Origin of the sequence: Clostridium sp. MCC353, assembly GCF_018785315.1 — a bacterium.
Classification (GTDB): domain Bacteria; phylum Bacillota; class Clostridia; order Lachnospirales; family Lachnospiraceae; genus CHH4-2.
In genome coordinates, this window is sequence record NZ_WQPN01000025.1 from 1 (window position 1) to 15,452 (window position 15,452).

Below are 15,452 nucleotides of genomic sequence, written 5' to 3' on the forward strand. Positions count from 1 at the left end.
GTCTTTTTCTATTCCTGGAGCCTTAGTTTCACTTACGGTTGGAAGCTGGTTTTCATCCCCGAAGGATTCCCCTTGGCCCGTCCGCATCCAAACATCCAGTCCGTCCCCTCGTCCCGCTTTCCTGCGTAACTTCCTCAACTAAATAAAGATTTTCATCCCCCCTCAATTTGTATATAATTTTTATCTTCAACCATCGGCTGCTCCCCTTTTTTGGGAAGGGACAGCTTTAGGGTACCATGTTTGAATTTTGCTTTTATGCCGTCTTCATCCACATTGCCGCCTATATAAAAGGTTCTTCTGCACGCTCCGGCATAACGCTCTCTTCTTAAATATCTGCCTCTTTTCTTGTCTCCGTCATCCGGCAGGCCTTTTACCGCGCTGATGGTCAGATATCCATCGCGGAGCTGTGCAGTCACCTCATCTTTTTTAAATCCAGGCAGGTCGATTTCCAGTTCGTAGCTGTTATCAGTTTCCCGGACATCAGTTTTCATCCATTTTCCTATCTTATGGCGGCCGCTGTTTTTGAAAAACTCTTTTTCAAGCTTTTTATAAAATCTATCATCAAATGGGAAATCCATGAAATCATCAAACAATCTGTCTTCTAATAAATCAGGCATTAACATAAGTCATACCTCCATTCCACAGTCAATCCCGGCTCAGCCAATTTTGTGCCTCAGGCCCGGTCAGCCGGTCAGCCTTCGATTGCAATATACTTTTTCTCTTCCACCGCAGGTTTATTCTCCATCTTAGGAACTGTCAGCTTCAGAATACCGTCTTCAAATCTGGCCTTAATATCTTCTTTTGTTACCGCTTCTCCTACATAGAAACTTCTGCTGCAGGAACCGGAATAACGCTCTCTGCGAATATATCTGCCGTTGCTGTCTTTCTCATCCTTACTGGTATTGGATGATGCGTTAATGGTCAGATAACCGTCCTTTAACTCTGCCGTGATGTCGTCTTTCTTAAAGCCTGGAAGATCGATAGCCAATTCATAGCTGCCTTCCAGATCTTTAATATCGGTTTTCATCATGCTGTTTTTTGAGGTTCCGTAGCTGTTAAACGGAAAATCCATAAAATCGTCAAATAATCTTTCTCCAAATATGCTAGGCATTAACATCATAAGTCATCGCTCCTTTTCTTTATCTTTGTTATAGCTGTACTATAACACATATTATTAGCACTGTCAAGCAGCGAGTGCTAATATTCACATATTCTTCAAACTTTCAGAATTATCCGACATTTTATCCGTCATTTCCCGGGCAATCACGGCCCAGCGGCGCACCTTAGAAATAGTTTGTTCAATCGTTGGGCGGTCAAATGACGGCGCATTTACAGCACTTACTTTCAGCCCCATGCCGGATACATCACTGCGGCGGCAGCATTCCATTACATAGCGGAACTTTTCTCTCATCTGTTCCGGACCGGCTCTTAAAATATCCAGTTCAGGATTCATGCAGATTTCCAGCGGAGCTTTATCCCGGAAGGCGCAGCCCGCCTCATAGATATCCGTCCACGGCCCTACATTAAACATGGCAAGGCGGTCCAGTTTCGCTATGTCGGATACCATTTTTGTCACATTTCCACAGCTATGCCAGTAGCTGATCCCGCCGTGGTACTTGGACAATTCCTGTTCGTATGGAAATATCATATCGTGGTAAAGTTTTGGCGAGATGGTGGGTACGTTAACCTCATCGTTAAACAAGCTGCCTGGATGACGGGGAATTTTCAGGTAGGAGTGCATTTGGTCGAACCAATGTTTTCTGGCATCGGTGACCAGACGAAGCTGCTGATGCGCGAAATCCGGGTCTCCGGCCATGTCCATTAAAAAATCCCCATACCCTCTCAAATAAATGGCAACGCCAAACACGCTTCTGATCCATTCGGGAAACAGAATCTCAAAATCATCATCCACAAGCTCCAATGCTTCTTCATATGCCCGGATCAGCCATGGCATGATTCCACTCTTATAGAAATCCACCGGCTGGATCTTTTTTATATCTTCCGGTTCCCGTATAATGGGTTCCGTCACTATGCAGGGATCAGCATCTTTTGAATAAATAGCTTTTACCCCGAAAATCGTACCTTCCAATACCGTACTACCCCACATGGGCAGCCATTTTTCTAAAAATGTATCATCAGGGAAGTTTTTAAACCGGAATATCATGATCCTGAGATAATTTTCCACAAATACCTCAGCGTTAAAATAATATTCATTAATGTCAAATCCAAAGTATTTTGACCATGTAAGGGTCTGGATATCCGCTGTAAACGGCACTTGTCCCTCCTGCCAGGAACGGTCTGACTTAGGGGCAGCCCTCCACTGTTCCCTGCTGCAGTGATCCAGCCCTTTCCACATGGAACGGCGGCGGCGGTTTTCGTCGCTTTCCTCTAATCGCCTGTATTCGTCCATCAGGCGCCGTATTTCGTCATTTTTCATATACTGCTCCCTTCTAAAACATCCAGATAGTAAAAAAGAGGGCCAAATCCAGGATCTGGCCCCTGCCAAACAACGAATGTTTCCTCTTTATATAATATGTAATTTTTGTATCCTGTTTTGGTCCCTTTCATGGGTGTATTGGGACATTCGGATGCGGTTGTCCAGTATTTGGGCGGTCAAATCGTGCGCCGCCCGGGAATAAAGCGGATTTCCGGCCAGATTCCCGCATTCCTGAGGATCTGATATCAGGTTGAACAGGTACTGTACGCCGCCCTGCTGGGGATCATAAATCATTTTCCATCCGGGCGTCCGTATCATCACACCTGTGCCCAACTCTGAAATTACGGCTTTATGGGAAGATCCCCGCCGCTCCTGCATTACCGGCAGTAAATCTCTTCCAAACCTGCGGCCGTCTTCCGCCGTTTTTACTCCCGCCAGCTCCAGAACCGTTGGGTACAAATCCAGAAGGGATACCAGGGCCCTGCATTTTTTATTGCCGTTCATCATGGTGTCCCTGGGAATTCCCGGTCCTGCAAGAATCAGCGGAACCCCCACGCTGCCCTCATAAAAACAGCGCTTGTCCCAAATCCCATGGTCCCCCAGATTATCGCCGTGATCAGAAGTGAAAATGAACACGGTATTTTCGTATTGGCCTTTTTTCTTGAAAAGCTCCAGCATTTTCCCGATATATCCGTCAATAATTGCGCATTTCTGAAGATAATGAGCCCGGCGCGTCCGGCAGTCTTTTGTGTCCGGCGCATCTATGGGCAGAAAAACATCTTCCGGCTTAATCGTCAAATCTCCCGGATGCCAGAGCGGCGGATGAGGGCCGATGAAAGACCATTGGAAATAAAGAGGTTTTTTAAATTCACAGCGGCTGATAAAATCAGTACCACTCTCATAGATAAAATGTTCTGCCGTATAGGGTTCTTCAAAAATATGGTTGAAAAAATTATCGCCGTGGTTTGGGTTTACAGAAACAGAGCCGAACATTTCCAAAAGCCCGTGTTTCTCCAAAAAATGCGTATAATCGTCGCTGTTGGACTGGTTTTCCCCATCATCCAAAACCTGCACAACCGTGTCGAATCCATATCCGCCTATCACGCTGCCATCGTTTGTGATGTCACGGAACTTTCCATAGCTGTCTATAAAATGGTGTTTGCCTATCATTGCGGTTTCATATCCATTTTCCCGGAGCAGGTTGGGGTAAGTTTGGAGCCTTATTTCGTCCCTCACAGGCTCGGCCCCATTGCCGCAGATTCCCGTCTGATGAGGTAAGAGGCCGGTTATGATGGAAACCCGCGCCGGCTGGCAGAGGGGGGCGGGGGTATAAGCATTGGTGAAACAGGTCCCTTTTGCAGCCAGTTTTTGTAAATTGGGCATATAGTCAAGGGCCTCTCTCCGGCACTGGTCTGTCATGATCAGGACAATATTAGGTTTTGTACTCTCTTTCACATTATTTTCCCTCCGTTTTCCCGGACTTAGCCGTAGTTCTGAAATTGCCTGCGAACATCAGGACAGCTAACAGGATAACTGCCACAGAAAGAGGCCTTGTAAACATATATTGGAATACCGAAATATTTTTCGCTCCGGCAATCAGCATAGAATTGCGCAGATTCACCTCGATCAGTTTGCCTAAAATCAGCCCCAGCAGGACAGGCGGCGCCGGAATCCCGCATCTGGAAAATATTATGCCCAAAAATCCGCACACGACCGCAACCGCCATATCATATACGCTGTTGCGGGCGCTGTACGCTCCGATCAGGGAGCTGACAATAACAACGGGTATGATGTACCGGATCTTGATCTTTAATATCTGGGAAAACAGGGGAACTCCGCAGACCCCTATCACCCCCATGGCAACCACTGCAAACATCATTCCAATGGTAAAGCTGTACGCCAGTCCAGGCGTTTCTCCAAACAGCTTAGGCCCCGGTGTGATCCCATGGATCAGGATCGCGCTGTAGATAATGGCCGCCGTGGCCGAACCCGGAATTCCCAGGGCCAGAAGAGGGATCAGGGAACCGCCTACCGCGGCATTATTGGAACTTTCCGCCGCAATAATGCCGTTTTCATTACCCTGCCCAAAAGGCGTCTCATCTTTTTTGCAATTCCGCTTCGCCTCCCCATAGGATACAAAGGATGAAATGGCGCCGCCGGTACCGGGTAAAATCCCGATCCAAATGCCGATCAGCGTGGATTTGATGAGAACCGGCATTTTTTTAGACATTTTGACAATCACATCCGTAACCCTGGCCTTTTCCAGAGCTACCCCTGCGCTGCTCTGGCTCTTATCCGCCCCTTTGCACTGACGCACCATCTCAGCCAGTGCAAAAAAGCCGACAATTGCAGGAATCAGGCCAATTCCTGATGAAAGAGCCCCGATTCCAAAGGTCAAACGGGTATTTCCGGTTAGGGAATCCACCCCGATCATGCTAAGGAACACACCGAACAGAGCAGCAAAACAGCCCTTTATAACACTCTTTCCTGACAAACTCCCCACCACCGCCAGGCCGGCAACCGCTATCAGAAACATTTCCGGGGGCCCGAATTTTAATGCGATTCCGGCCAATAGCGGCGCAAAGAAAATCAAAACAAACACCCCGCATAAACCGCCGAACACGGAAGACAGGATCGAATAATACAACGCCTCTCTCCCTCTCCCTTTTTTAGCCATAGCATTGCCTTCAATGGCGGTGCAGGCTGCCTCGCTGGAGCCGGGTACATTGATCAGTATTCCTGAAATAGAGCCGCCATAAGAAGATCCCATATAGATGGACCCCAGCAGTAAAAGGCTGTGGACAGGGCTGAGACCATAAGTGGCCGGCAGCAATACGGCGATGCAGATAGATCCGTTAAGCCCGGGTATGGCCCCAAATACAACTCCGAGAACTGCGCCCAGAAGGGTGATCAATATGGTGCCAGGGGACAACAGTTCCTTAAATACGGTTAAGATAATTTCCATTTGCATCCTTCCCGCGGATCAGGCCCTGAGCTCTTTATTATTTACTGGCCTGCCAGGTTTCCAGTCCGCTTTTTATCCGTTTTATATTATCGAGAATATAGGTTCCGGCTTCTTCTCCGCCTTTATAAGCAGGTATCGCGTCGATGGCTTCCAGGCTGTCTTTGAACTCCTGGCTGTTACCCACCTTGTCCAGGGCGGCTCTGAGCGTTGTCAGAACTTGTTCAGGCGCTCCCTTAGGCATAATCAGAATGAAATTCTGTACAATATTCACATCGTATCCGCTTTCTATAAACGTCGGAACATCCATGCAGGTAGGCAGCCTGTCAGGGCTTGTCACCCCAACCACTTTCAGCCCCTGGTCCACAGCCTGCTGGTAGAATTGAGCCGTGAGAAGGCCGATGTCCACATGTCCTCCGGCGATGGAGGCCAGGTTATTGGCTCCGCTGTCATTTACAATCTGTGTGAACCCTGTTCCTGTATTCACTTCCAGGGTGGACATCACTTCCGCAATTCCTGACGGCGTTCCCAGGGTCAGCTTCCCCGGATTGGCCAGCGCATATTCCATCACTTCCTGAAGGGTGTTAAACGTACTGTTTTTACCTAAAACCATGATGTAAGCTGTCATATTGGTTGCCGCCAGATACTCCCAGCTGTCCTCCGTATATTTGGTGTCTGTGTACAAAACAGAATGGATGGCCTGAACCGTATCCGCAGACAGGTCAATGGTATATCCGTCCGGTTTTGAGGCGGCTGTCTCGTTAAGGCCAACTACCCCGTCACCTCCGGTTTTATTGACTACCACAACGGGAATACCCAGCTCCTTTTCCAGCAGGGGTGCAATGGCCCTGGCAGTCAGGTCGCTTCCGCCTCCGGCCGCCCTCTCCACGATAATAGTTACGCTTTTGTTTTTATCCGGGTACTTCTCTTCCCGTTTTGAACACCCGGCCAAGCCGGTGATGGCCAAAACAATGGCGGCAGCCAGAAAAAAGCAAATTTTGTTCTTTTTCAGCATAATAAGTTACCTCCTCATTTTATTTCACTGGTTACCAGTTACAAATTAAATCAGCAGACCGGCGGGCGTGGGGATATGCAGGATCAGGTGGAATATGACGAACAATACCGCCACAGCCGCAAGACAGAAAACAGCATTGGAAATCAGCGTTTTCTTAAATGTATCCCGCTTTATTACCAGGAAACAGACCCCCAGCATGCACAGGTAGAGAGAGACATAAAAGCCCAGTATTTTAATTAAAGCGGCTGTCAATCCCATAATGAAAAAAATTAAAAGTTCAAGCCTGTTCAAAAGTTTTACTGTTTTATCCGGTTCTTCTTTATCCTTTTTTAATGATAAAACCAGGTTTCCGGCCCCGATAACGATAAAGCAGGCTCCCGTTAGCACAGGAAACAATCTGACCCCCGGATTATATCTGACGGACGGTACAAGGATGCACAGGCCCAAAATAAATATAGCTATGGAAATCCGGCACTCATGGTTATTTATTTTCTTTAGAGCAGACACCCGGTTCATAATTGCCCTCCTTTTTTATTAGTTATATTATTAGCAATTTATTAATACTTTTATTAGCATTATTTCCACTTAAATATTAACATATTACAAATACTATGTCAAATAAAAACGCATTTTTCGTATGTTTTATCAAGTATTCTTATTTATACTATTATTAAATCTTCAAATTTTATTAGTAATATTTTATTAATTTATCAGAAATAGAATTAAGCTGCAATTGATTTTCAGCAGGAGATAAGCTAATATATATTTATAACTATTAATCTTATAAAAGGACTTGATAAACAACCATGCAGAAATCAAACAATAAAAAAAAGGTTACCACCATTGACATTGCAAAGTTGTCCGGTGTCTCCCAGTCTACGGTTTCCTTTGTTTTAAACAACAAAGAGGGTATATCCATCTCAGAGGAGACCAGGAAAAAGGTGCTGGACTGCGCCCGGTCTTTGGGTTATATCCATAAGTCCGCCGGTTCCCGCACCAAAAAGCAAAATCCGGTTATCGGATATGTTTTTCCGTCTTTTGCCAATATCTTTCATTTCATGGCCGCCCAGATCATTGACAGCGAGGCCGGAAAACAGGGCTGTCACACCGTCTTATGCAACACCAGGAGGGAGCGGCAAGGGGAAGCGGAACAGGTGGAATGGCTGATCAGTCAAAAAGTGGACGGAATCATCTATTCCTATAATCCCATAGAACTGGATCTGATCGAATCCTACAGCCGCCAAATCCCTATTGTGATTTTGGCTGAAAAAAACTATGACATCAATATTAATACCGTATCGTTAAACAGCTTTAAATCCGGAGAACTGATTGCAGAGCACTTGATAGAATCAGGCCATAGAAAGTTCGCTTTTATAACCACGCCTTTATCCAGCCGGGCGATCTCACGGAAACTGCGTTTTGAAGGCGTGCTCTCCACCTTAAAAAAACATGGCCTGGATCATAATTTGGTAATCTGCCAGGCGGAAAAGGAAAATGAAGCGCTTAGCGGCTGCGGGGACGAAGCCAACACCGGATATACCCTGACTCAGGATTTACTGTCCCGCCGAAATGACATCACAGCTATCATCGGATTGAACGATATGTTCGCTATAGGAATCTGTAAGGCGCTGAATGAAGCAGGAATCAGGATACCGGAAGATATATCGGTATGCGGTTTTGACAACCTCTTCCTTTCAGACTATATTTTTCCTTCTCTCACTACAGTGGATCATTTTCTGCCCCACCGATGCAGGGCCGCCCTTGACATGCTGATTGACCACACATCTTCGGCAGGCAGCGATATCATTAAAATAGAATATGATCCAAAACTGATCATCAGAGGCTCTACAGGCCCGGCAAAAAATAAGGGACTGTGAACAGCAGCAAAAAATAATGAAGTTCTTTATTTTCCATATTGACTCTCACGCATGGTGATAGTGTACAGTTGTAATCAGAGAACAGGCCGCTGAATGCTTCACTGCCGGCAGGGCATAACCGGCCGCACTCAATTTTATTTAAGAGGTGATTTGATATGATGACTGTAAAACAGGTTTCTGCTTTAACGGGTGTCAGCGTGCGCACCCTGCAGTTCTACGATGAGATCGGTCTATTCAAACCGACCACCGTAACAGACGCAGGATATCGTCTATATGATGAAAATGCATTAGAAATCCTGCAGCAAATCCTGTTTTTTAAAGAGTTGGATTTTACATTAAAGGAAATTAAAACAATCATGGAGAATCCACAATTTGATAAAACAGAGGCATTTGCAAAGCAGCGGGAACTGATCCTGATAAAGCGCGACCGTTTAAACAACCTGTTAAAACTACTGGACAAACTGGTTAAAGGAGAAAAATGTATGGATTTTAAAGACTTCGACATGAGCGGTTATTTTCGAATCTTAGCCGATTTTAAAACAACGCACAGAGATAAAATTATAAAACAACTGGGAAATATGGAGAATTTTGATGATATGATCTCAGACCTGAAATCCCGGGAAGATGAAATTGCCGAAATGGCCATAAATCAATACGGAAGTCTGGAAAATTACACAAAAGCGATGAAAAAAAGCCTGGCTGATTTCCTTGATAACGGTCCTTCGGTCGATCCATCAGAAGTCAATTCCCTGCTGGACAGATCAAATGCTTTGACAAGAAAACTGACCGCAGATCTGACAAAAGATGTATCTTCTCCGGAAATCCGTGAAATCACCGGAGAACTAATTACTTATGTCAACGAATGCAGCCGCGGAATGGACATGGGCGAAAATTATTGGCCCAATATGGCGGACCTTTATATTTCATCACCGGCATACATCCAGGCAACAGATAAGCAGTATGGAGAAGGCGCATCAAAGTATATTGGATTTGCCATTAAAGCTTATTTGGATTTTCAGTGAATGGCCGGAGTTACGCCGTGAAGAAGGGGAAGCCTGGGCTGGCGGCCGGGGAGTATAAGAATTAGGGTACGGATTCCAGCCGAAATTTGATGTAAATGACGTGGGGATTAGCATTAAACCCTCAAGGCATTTTCGAAAATGCCTTGAGGGTTGATGTTAAAAATGACTTACTCACTGCAAACTTGCATTTAATTACCAGCGTCAGAGAAAACCAGCAGGAAAGCGGGACGAGGGGACGGAGGCCGGGCCGGGAATCTGTATGGGCCGGTCAGGCCGGAATATAACGGCGCCGGAAGGCGTCTGGAAACCGTTTAGTTAAACTTAGGCCGCAGAGACGGATAAAGACGGGCAGAAACTGAAAACCAAATCAGTTTCTGAGATGCCCCTGAACGGTGAAGACCCATAAAGGATTCACCGTGAATGGGCATCGGACCGTCTTTATCCGTCTCTGCGGCCTTAGTTTAACTTACGGTTGGAAGCCGCTTTCCGGCACCGTTATATTCCGGCCCGACCTCTGTCTCCTCGTCCCGCTTTCCTGCGTAACGTTCACCAATTAAATCTCATTTTTCTCCAGCAGCGCCTTCATCAGCTCATGCCCATGCTCTACATACCGCCCCGTGCTCCTGCATGCCTCTTCCGTATAGGTATTGATTCCTGAATCCACCGGGTCTGTGCTCCTGTAGATCAGGAACGGCACTGGGTCTGAAATATGGGTCTTGATTGCCAGCGGGGTGGGATGATCCGGCATAACCAGTATGGAGTATTCCTCGCCCGCCTGTTCCAGGCCCTCCAGCAGCGGCCCTACGATCAGTTCATCGATCAGTTCAATGGCCTTCACCTTATTTTCTATCTCACCTCTGTGCCCGCATTCATCCGGCGCCTCCACGTGAATATAAACCAGATCCTGGCCCTCCAGCAGAGTTTCTAAAGCGGCTTTTCCCTTTCCGGTAAAATTAGTATCAATGTTGCCGGTTGCGCCTTCCACTTCTATGACCTTCATACCCGCGCAGATTCCGATTCCTTTAATCAAATCCACAGCGGAGATGACTGCTCCCTTAACTCCATATGTTTTCTCAAAGCTGGATACTCCGGGTTTGGTTCCTTCACCCCAGAGCCAGATGGAGTTGGCCGGATGAAGCCCTCTTGCCTCACGTGCCTGGTTGACCGGGTGGTTTTTCAGCACTTCATGGCTGCGTTTCATCAGATCATAGATCACATCATTTTTCGGAACATATTCTGTGATTTTCCTGTCGGAAATGTCGTGAGGCGGGGTTAAATCCAGCCCCACCGGGCCCTCGTGCCAGATCATGCAGTGTCTGTAGCTGATTCCCGGATAGAACTCGATCTCATCGCTCCTGAACGCATCATTTACGGCCTGGATCAGTTGTGCCGCCTCTGCGGTTGAAATCTCGTCCGAACTGTAATCCACCATGGTTTTTTGATCGTAATCCGCTTCCTCGGAAAGGGTTACCAGATTGCACCGGAACGCCACGTCCGTATCCGACATCTCAATCCCTATGCTGACCGCTTCCAGCGGGGAACGGCCTGTATAGCATTCCACCGGGTTATAACCCATGGCCGAAAGGTTTGCCACATCACTGCCCGGTTTTAAGCCCTCCGGCACCGTCTTCACCATGCCTAAAATGCCTTTTGAGGCCAGCCTGTCTATATTCGGCTTTTTTGCAGTCTCAAGGGGCGTGCGTCCTCCCAGCTTCTCTACCGGATAATCCGCCATACCATCGCCAAGCATTACTATATACTTCATCGCTTTATTCCCCCTATGTATTTTTTAAGTCTCTTTCTATCATTTCTCTCAGTTCATCCACAGTCTGTCCGGGCGTCCTGCCATTTTCATCCACTGTGATATCCGCATATTTTTCATAATACGGAACCCGCTCATGATACAAGTCCATTAAGGTCATGCCATCCTTTAAAGCCACTCCACGGTCCTTCAAATCTCCCAGCCGCGCCTTTACTTCCTGGTAGCTCAGCTTGAGATAGACCACGGTGCTGATCTCTTTTAAGTGCTCCATGGCCTCTTTGCCGTAAATTACGCTGCCGCCGGGGGCAATTACCGAATGGGTCACGTCAAGCTGGCTGTTGATCCTGTTTTCCACTTCCAGAAAACCGGCCAGCCCCTCCTGCTCAATGATGTCTTTCAGCAGACGTCCTTCTTTCTCCTGAATCACTATATCCGAATCCACAAAAGAATATCCCAGCCTTTTCGCCAGCAAAACGCCCACTGTGCTCTTTCCCGATGCAGGCATACCGATTAATGTAATATTTTTCTTCATGTTCTTCTCATCCTGATGTAGTTTACTTATTTTCTGGCCTTTTTCTTTTTCTTCTGAACCGAATACCCGAATTTTCCCAATTTCTTTCCTAATTCAAAATATTCTCCATGGGAATAGGCCGTCAGACCGGCGGAGTTCAAATGGAACTTTCCGTTCTCATCCATATATTTTTCATCCACCGTCACGCCCGCCACTTCGGCCAAAAACATGTCGTGGCTGCCCAGCGGAATGATCTTCGTCACCCTGCACTCAATGTTTACAGGGCTTTCCTCAATACCGGGCGCTTTGACGTGCTGGGACGGAAGCGGCGTCAGCTTCATTTCTTTAAATTTATCCGTATCCCGGCCCGATTTAACCCCGCAGAAATCCGTGGCAAATACCAGGTCTTTTGTGACCAGATTTACAACAAATTCTCCGGTTTCTTTGATAATATCGTAGGAGTACCGTTCCGGCCGTATGGATACATAAAGGGTGGGCGGCGTGGAACCGGTTGTACCGCACCACGCCGTCGTAATGATATTCGGCTTTTCGCCCTCTCTCTGACAGCTCACCATCACTGCCGGAACCGGGTACAGCATATTTCCTGGTTTCCAATATTGTTTTGCCATATCCGCCCTTCTTTCTCTAATCGTTATCCGGCATGAGTTTGATCGTTATTACCAGATGTTTAACAAAACACCCTTCTTTCAACTCAATGTCTTCTATATGCGTCTGAGCCGGCAGATCGCCGCCCTCATCCAGTTCCACACAAATCCAGTTATAAGCGGCGTCCTTTGCGTTATCAACCGCGTCTTCCAGATCCGGGCCGTCCGCCTCACAGCATTCCAGATCCGGAAATTCCACATGATAGCCTTTTCCCTCTTCATGAGGTGTAAAAACCGCTGGATAGATAAATGTCATCTTTCCCGCCTTCCTTTCCTCTTTTTCTATCTATTATAACCGCCTTTTTATATTTCCAGGCATGTTACAGCATCGTATTCCCTAAGCCTGAACCGCGATCATCAGCCCTGGTATCAACTGTTTCTTGCGGGAAACCACTCCCGGCAGATAAACGACACAGTCATTGTTTTCCGTGTGTTCCTCTTCCGGTTCCACGTGAAATGCCTCTGAAATCAACTGCTCCGCTCCCTGTCCCTCGCACAAAAGAACTGTGGACTCGGTCAAAATGTTGGTGAGCATGAAGAACATCATATCCACCCCATGTTCCTGATGAGCCTTTTTCAGGTATGGAAGCATCCGCACCCTGAGCTGTTTCAGCTCATCCGCATTCAGCGAACTGATCTGTCCCACGCCAAAGGAAAGCTTGCCTGCGGTAAAATGTTTGAAATCCTGATAGAAAATTTCCTCATCGGATTTTCCCTTTAAATTGCTGCCTGCCGCGAACATTTCCGCCGCATACTCTTCGATATTCAAACCTGCGATTTCCGCCAGTTTAAGTCCTGCCTGACGGTCAATTTCAGTACAGGTGGGGGAGCGGAACAATAAGGTATCGGAGATGATCGCGCTGCAGAGCAGGCCCGCAATATGCCTTTCGATCTTCACATTATTTTCCAGGTACATCTGATAAATGATGGTAGCCGTACATCCTAACGGCTGGTTCCTGAAAAATACCGGCGAAATCGTTTCAATCGCCCCCAAACGGTGGTGGTCGATGATCTCCAGCAGGCGGGCGTTTTCAATTCCATCCACAGCCTGGCTCTTTTCATTATGGTCTACTAAAATCACGGATTTTCCCCTGGCGCCAAGCAGATTCCGGCGGGAAATCATGCCTTTGTATTTGCCGTCTTTATCCAGGATCGGGAAATCCCGGTGACGCTTGCTGGCCATCACTTCTTTGATGTCGTCGATATAGTCCGTATCTTCAAAGGTGATCAGGTTTTCCGTTTTCATAAAGTAACTGATGGGCATGCTCTGGTTGATCAAACGCGCCGCCGTATAGGTATCATACGGGGTCGTAATCACCGTACAGCCGCGTTCCGCAGCAAGCTTCTTAATGGTCATGGATACCGCCGCGCCCTCGCACACGATAATGCATGCCGCCTCCATCTCAATTGCGCAGAGCTGGGATTCATAACGGTTACCCAAAATTACCAGGTCATTTTTCTCAATATAGTATTCCATCATATCAGGATTAGCCGCGGCAATTAATACCTTGCCCCGGTTATAAAAAGCATGCTCATCCCCAACCACAATAGCCCCCTCCAGGGTCTCAATGATGTTGGAGTACTGGGTATTTGCCTTCGATAAAATGCTGCTGTCATATACGTTCATGTAGGACTGGGCAATATCTCCCACTGTGATCAGCCCTTCCAGCATCCCGTCGCCAGTCACGGCCGGAATGGTCACAACATTGGCTTCCTGCATGGTTTTCCATGCTTTTTTCAGGGAAATATTATTGGCCACGCCCTTTGTTTCCCGAATCTCGATATCCCTCACCTGGGTTTTTACATTCTGAACCAGTTCCGGCGCGTCCACACCGAAATAGTTGAGCACAAACTGGGTTTCCTCATTCACATGACCGGCCCGTCCCGGCTGGTATTCTTTGTTTGTAATTTCCCGTTTCAGGTTGGCATAACATACCGCGGAACAGATCGAGTCGGTATCCGGATTTTTGTGTCCAATTACGATTGTCTTATGTTTACAATACTCCGCCATATTACCTCCACTTTTCATAATCTATTTACAACTTGTTCACATTTTATTCATAACTATTTTTTATACTATTTGTATAGAAAATCAATTATGTGGATTGATTAAATCGTCAAATTGCACATAGATTTTTCATAATTACCCCGATTGCCTGGCAATCGGGGTCTCCTCATTTTATCACTCTTTTTTTCTGCCGGCAAAGCCGGCGTCCGTTAATCCAGAACCAGCCTTGCAGCGCCGTAGATACCGGCGTCATTGCCCAGTTCAGCAAGGGCGATAACCCCTTTATTCTCAGAAATCGGAGTGAAATGTCTATAGTATTTTTCCACCCGGTCAATTAAAAACTGTCCGGCCTTTGATACGCCTCCGCCGATAACAAAAACCTGAGGATCCACAATCATGGCAACATGGGCCAGGGCCAGACCGAGATAACGGCTTACCACTTCCACAACTTCGTTAGCCAGGGCATCCCCGGCCTTTGCACAGTCATAGACATCTTTCGCCGTAATGGCCGCTCCGAATTCACGCATAGCGGACGGATCATCTTTGGACGCCATCATTCTTCTGGCCTCTCTGGCAATTCCGGTTGCGGACGCCACCTGCTCCAGACATCCCTGTCCGTGGCAGTTGCAGTACTCCTTTTCCTCATCTCTCACATGAATATGTCCCAGCTCACCGCCCAGGCCGTGGGTTCCGGCTATGATCTTTTCATCGATAATCACGCCTCCGCCCACTCCCGTTCCAAGAGTGACCATCATAACATCCTTATAGCCTTTTCCGCCTCCCTGCCACATCTCGCCCAGAGCCGCCACATTAGCATCATTGCCGCTGCGCACATTTTCTATTCCCAGAATCGCGCTCAGTTCCTTCTGAGGGTTCTTATCTTTCCATCCAAGGTTTACGCACACTTCCACGTAGCCGTCCGGCATAACCGGTCCGGGAACGCCCAGACCAACGCCTGCGATCTCATCTTTTTCGATGTTTCTTTCCTTCAGAACGTTCAAGATTGAAGCTCCCACATCCGGCAGTATGTACTTTCCCGCTTCTTCCTTACGTGTCGGGACTTCCCATTTGCACAACACTTCCCCGTCTGTTGTAAAAAGCCCGATTTTAACGCTTGTACCTCCTACATCTACTCCGATGCACTTCATATCCATTGTCATAACTCCTTTTCCCTTCATTTAACTACAGCAAAA

Annotated in this window: 15 protein-coding genes; 2 read left to right on the forward strand and 13 right to left on the reverse strand. The window is 47.1% G+C overall.

Annotated elements, in window-relative coordinates; genetic code table 11:
• Nucleotides 1-152: 152 nt before the first annotated feature.
• The 7 genes from GPL15_RS06155 to GPL15_RS06185 form a co-directional block, all read right to left on the reverse strand.
• On the reverse strand, nt 153-623 hold the full coding sequence (locus GPL15_RS06155; protein WP_215697053.1) for an Hsp20/alpha crystallin family protein: 471 nt from the start codon (nt 621-623) through the stop codon (nt 153-155).
• Between the two features lie 68 nt (nt 624-691).
• On the reverse strand, nt 692-1,117 hold the full coding sequence (locus tag GPL15_RS06160; RefSeq protein ID WP_215697280.1) for an Hsp20/alpha crystallin family protein: 426 nt from the start codon (nt 1,115-1,117) through the stop codon (nt 692-694).
• Between the two features lie 87 nt (nt 1,118-1,204).
• Nucleotides 1,205-2,437 carry a uroporphyrinogen decarboxylase family protein gene (locus GPL15_RS06165; RefSeq protein ID WP_215697055.1) on the reverse strand — a complete coding sequence of 411 codons (1,233 nt, stop codon included), beginning with the start codon at nt 2,435-2,437 and terminating at the stop codon, nt 1,205-1,207.
• Nucleotides 2,438-2,524: 87 nt separating this feature from the next.
• On the reverse strand, nt 2,525-3,892 hold the full coding sequence (locus GPL15_RS06170) for a sulfatase-like hydrolase/transferase (protein WP_215697057.1): 1,368 nt from the start codon (nt 3,890-3,892) through the stop codon (nt 2,525-2,527).
• A gap of 1 nt (nt 3,893) precedes the next feature.
• Nucleotides 3,894-5,402, reverse strand: a complete 1,509-nt coding sequence (locus tag GPL15_RS06175) for a tripartite tricarboxylate transporter permease (RefSeq protein ID WP_215697059.1) — start codon at nt 5,400-5,402, stop codon at nt 3,894-3,896.
• A gap of 37 nt (nt 5,403-5,439) precedes the next feature.
• A complete protein-coding gene (locus GPL15_RS06180; protein WP_215697061.1) occupies nt 5,440-6,414 on the reverse strand; it encodes a tripartite tricarboxylate transporter substrate binding protein in 975 nt (324 codons plus the stop codon).
• A 45-nt stretch (nt 6,415-6,459) separates the two neighbouring features.
• Entirely contained in the window at nt 6,460-6,930 is a 471-nt protein-coding gene (locus GPL15_RS06185; RefSeq protein ID WP_215697063.1) for a tripartite tricarboxylate transporter TctB family protein, read from the reverse strand.
• 290 nt (nt 6,931-7,220) lie between these two features.
• Between GPL15_RS06185 and GPL15_RS06190 the strand changes: the two genes are divergently transcribed.
• On the forward strand, nt 7,221-8,291 hold the full coding sequence (locus tag GPL15_RS06190; protein WP_215697065.1) for a LacI family DNA-binding transcriptional regulator: 1,071 nt from the start codon (nt 7,221-7,223) through the stop codon (nt 8,289-8,291).
• A 155-nt stretch (nt 8,292-8,446) separates the two neighbouring features.
• Nucleotides 8,447-9,313, forward strand: a complete 867-nt coding sequence (locus GPL15_RS06195) for a MerR family transcriptional regulator (protein WP_215697067.1) — start codon at nt 8,447-8,449, stop codon at nt 9,311-9,313.
• A 553-nt stretch (nt 9,314-9,866) separates the two neighbouring features.
• On the opposite strand, the gene GPL15_RS06200 is transcribed toward GPL15_RS06195, so the two are convergent.
• From GPL15_RS06200 to GPL15_RS06225, 6 genes are all read right to left on the reverse strand, one after another.
• A complete protein-coding gene (locus GPL15_RS06200) occupies nt 9,867-11,078 on the reverse strand; it encodes a cofactor-independent phosphoglycerate mutase (protein ID WP_215697069.1) in 1,212 nt (403 codons plus the stop codon).
• A 13-nt stretch (nt 11,079-11,091) separates the two neighbouring features.
• Nucleotides 11,092-11,607: a shikimate kinase gene (locus tag GPL15_RS06205; RefSeq protein ID WP_215697071.1), complete on the reverse strand. Its 516-nt coding sequence runs from the start codon at nt 11,605-11,607 to the stop codon at nt 11,092-11,094.
• A gap of 26 nt (nt 11,608-11,633) precedes the next feature.
• Nucleotides 11,634-12,215, reverse strand: a complete 582-nt coding sequence (locus GPL15_RS06210; protein WP_215697073.1) for a flavin reductase family protein — start codon at nt 12,213-12,215, stop codon at nt 11,634-11,636.
• 16 nt (nt 12,216-12,231) lie between these two features.
• Nucleotides 12,232-12,507: a type II toxin-antitoxin system HicB family antitoxin gene (locus tag GPL15_RS06215; RefSeq protein WP_215697075.1), complete on the reverse strand. Its 276-nt coding sequence runs from the start codon at nt 12,505-12,507 to the stop codon at nt 12,232-12,234.
• Nucleotides 12,508-12,588: 81 nt separating this feature from the next.
• The gene (locus GPL15_RS06220) at nt 12,589-14,262 is read right to left on the reverse strand and encodes a putative manganese-dependent inorganic diphosphatase (RefSeq protein ID WP_215697077.1); all 1,674 of its coding nucleotides are present in this window, start codon (nt 14,260-14,262) and stop codon (nt 12,589-12,591) included.
• Nucleotides 14,263-14,468: 206 nt separating this feature from the next.
• Nucleotides 14,469-15,413, reverse strand: coding sequence for an ROK family glucokinase (locus GPL15_RS06225; protein ID WP_215697088.1), 945 nt, complete (start codon nt 15,411-15,413; stop codon nt 14,469-14,471).
• Nucleotides 15,414-15,452: the final 39 nt, after the last annotated feature.

Coding starts and splice junctions, on each gene's coding strand:
- GPL15_RS06200 (WP_215697069.1), bottom strand. CDS start 11,078: ATGAAGTATATAGTAATGCTTGGCGATGGTATGGCGGATTATCCGGTA.
- GPL15_RS06175 (WP_215697059.1), bottom strand. CDS start 5,402: ATGGAAATTATCTTAACCGTATTTAAGGAACTGTTGTCCCCTGGCACC.
- GPL15_RS06185 (WP_215697063.1), bottom strand. CDS start 6,930: ATGAACCGGGTGTCTGCTCTAAAGAAAATAAATAACCATGAGTGCCGG.
- GPL15_RS06220 (WP_215697077.1), bottom strand. CDS start 14,262: ATGGCGGAGTATTGTAAACATAAGACAATCGTAATTGGACACAAAAAT.
- GPL15_RS06195 (WP_215697067.1), top strand. CDS start 8,447: ATGATGACTGTAAAACAGGTTTCTGCTTTAACGGGTGTCAGCGTGCGC.
- GPL15_RS06225 (WP_215697088.1), bottom strand. CDS start 15,413: ATGGATATGAAGTGCATCGGAGTAGATGTAGGAGGTACAAGCGTTAAA.
- GPL15_RS06180 (WP_215697061.1), bottom strand. CDS start 6,414: ATGCTGAAAAAGAACAAAATTTGCTTTTTTCTGGCTGCCGCCATTGTT.
- GPL15_RS06205 (WP_215697071.1), bottom strand. CDS start 11,607: ATGAAGAAAAATATTACATTAATCGGTATGCCTGCATCGGGAAAGAGC.
- GPL15_RS06160 (WP_215697280.1), bottom strand. CDS start 1,117: ATGTTAATGCCTAGCATATTTGGAGAAAGATTATTTGACGATTTTATG.
- GPL15_RS06155 (WP_215697053.1), bottom strand. CDS start 623: ATGTTAATGCCTGATTTATTAGAAGACAGATTGTTTGATGATTTCATG.
- GPL15_RS06165 (WP_215697055.1), bottom strand. CDS start 2,437: ATGAAAAATGACGAAATACGGCGCCTGATGGACGAATACAGGCGATTA.
- GPL15_RS06215 (WP_215697075.1), bottom strand. CDS start 12,507: ATGACATTTATCTATCCAGCGGTTTTTACACCTCATGAAGAGGGAAAA.
- GPL15_RS06190 (WP_215697065.1), top strand. CDS start 7,221: ATGCAGAAATCAAACAATAAAAAAAAGGTTACCACCATTGACATTGCA.
- GPL15_RS06210 (WP_215697073.1), bottom strand. CDS start 12,215: ATGGCAAAACAATATTGGAAACCAGGAAATATGCTGTACCCGGTTCCG.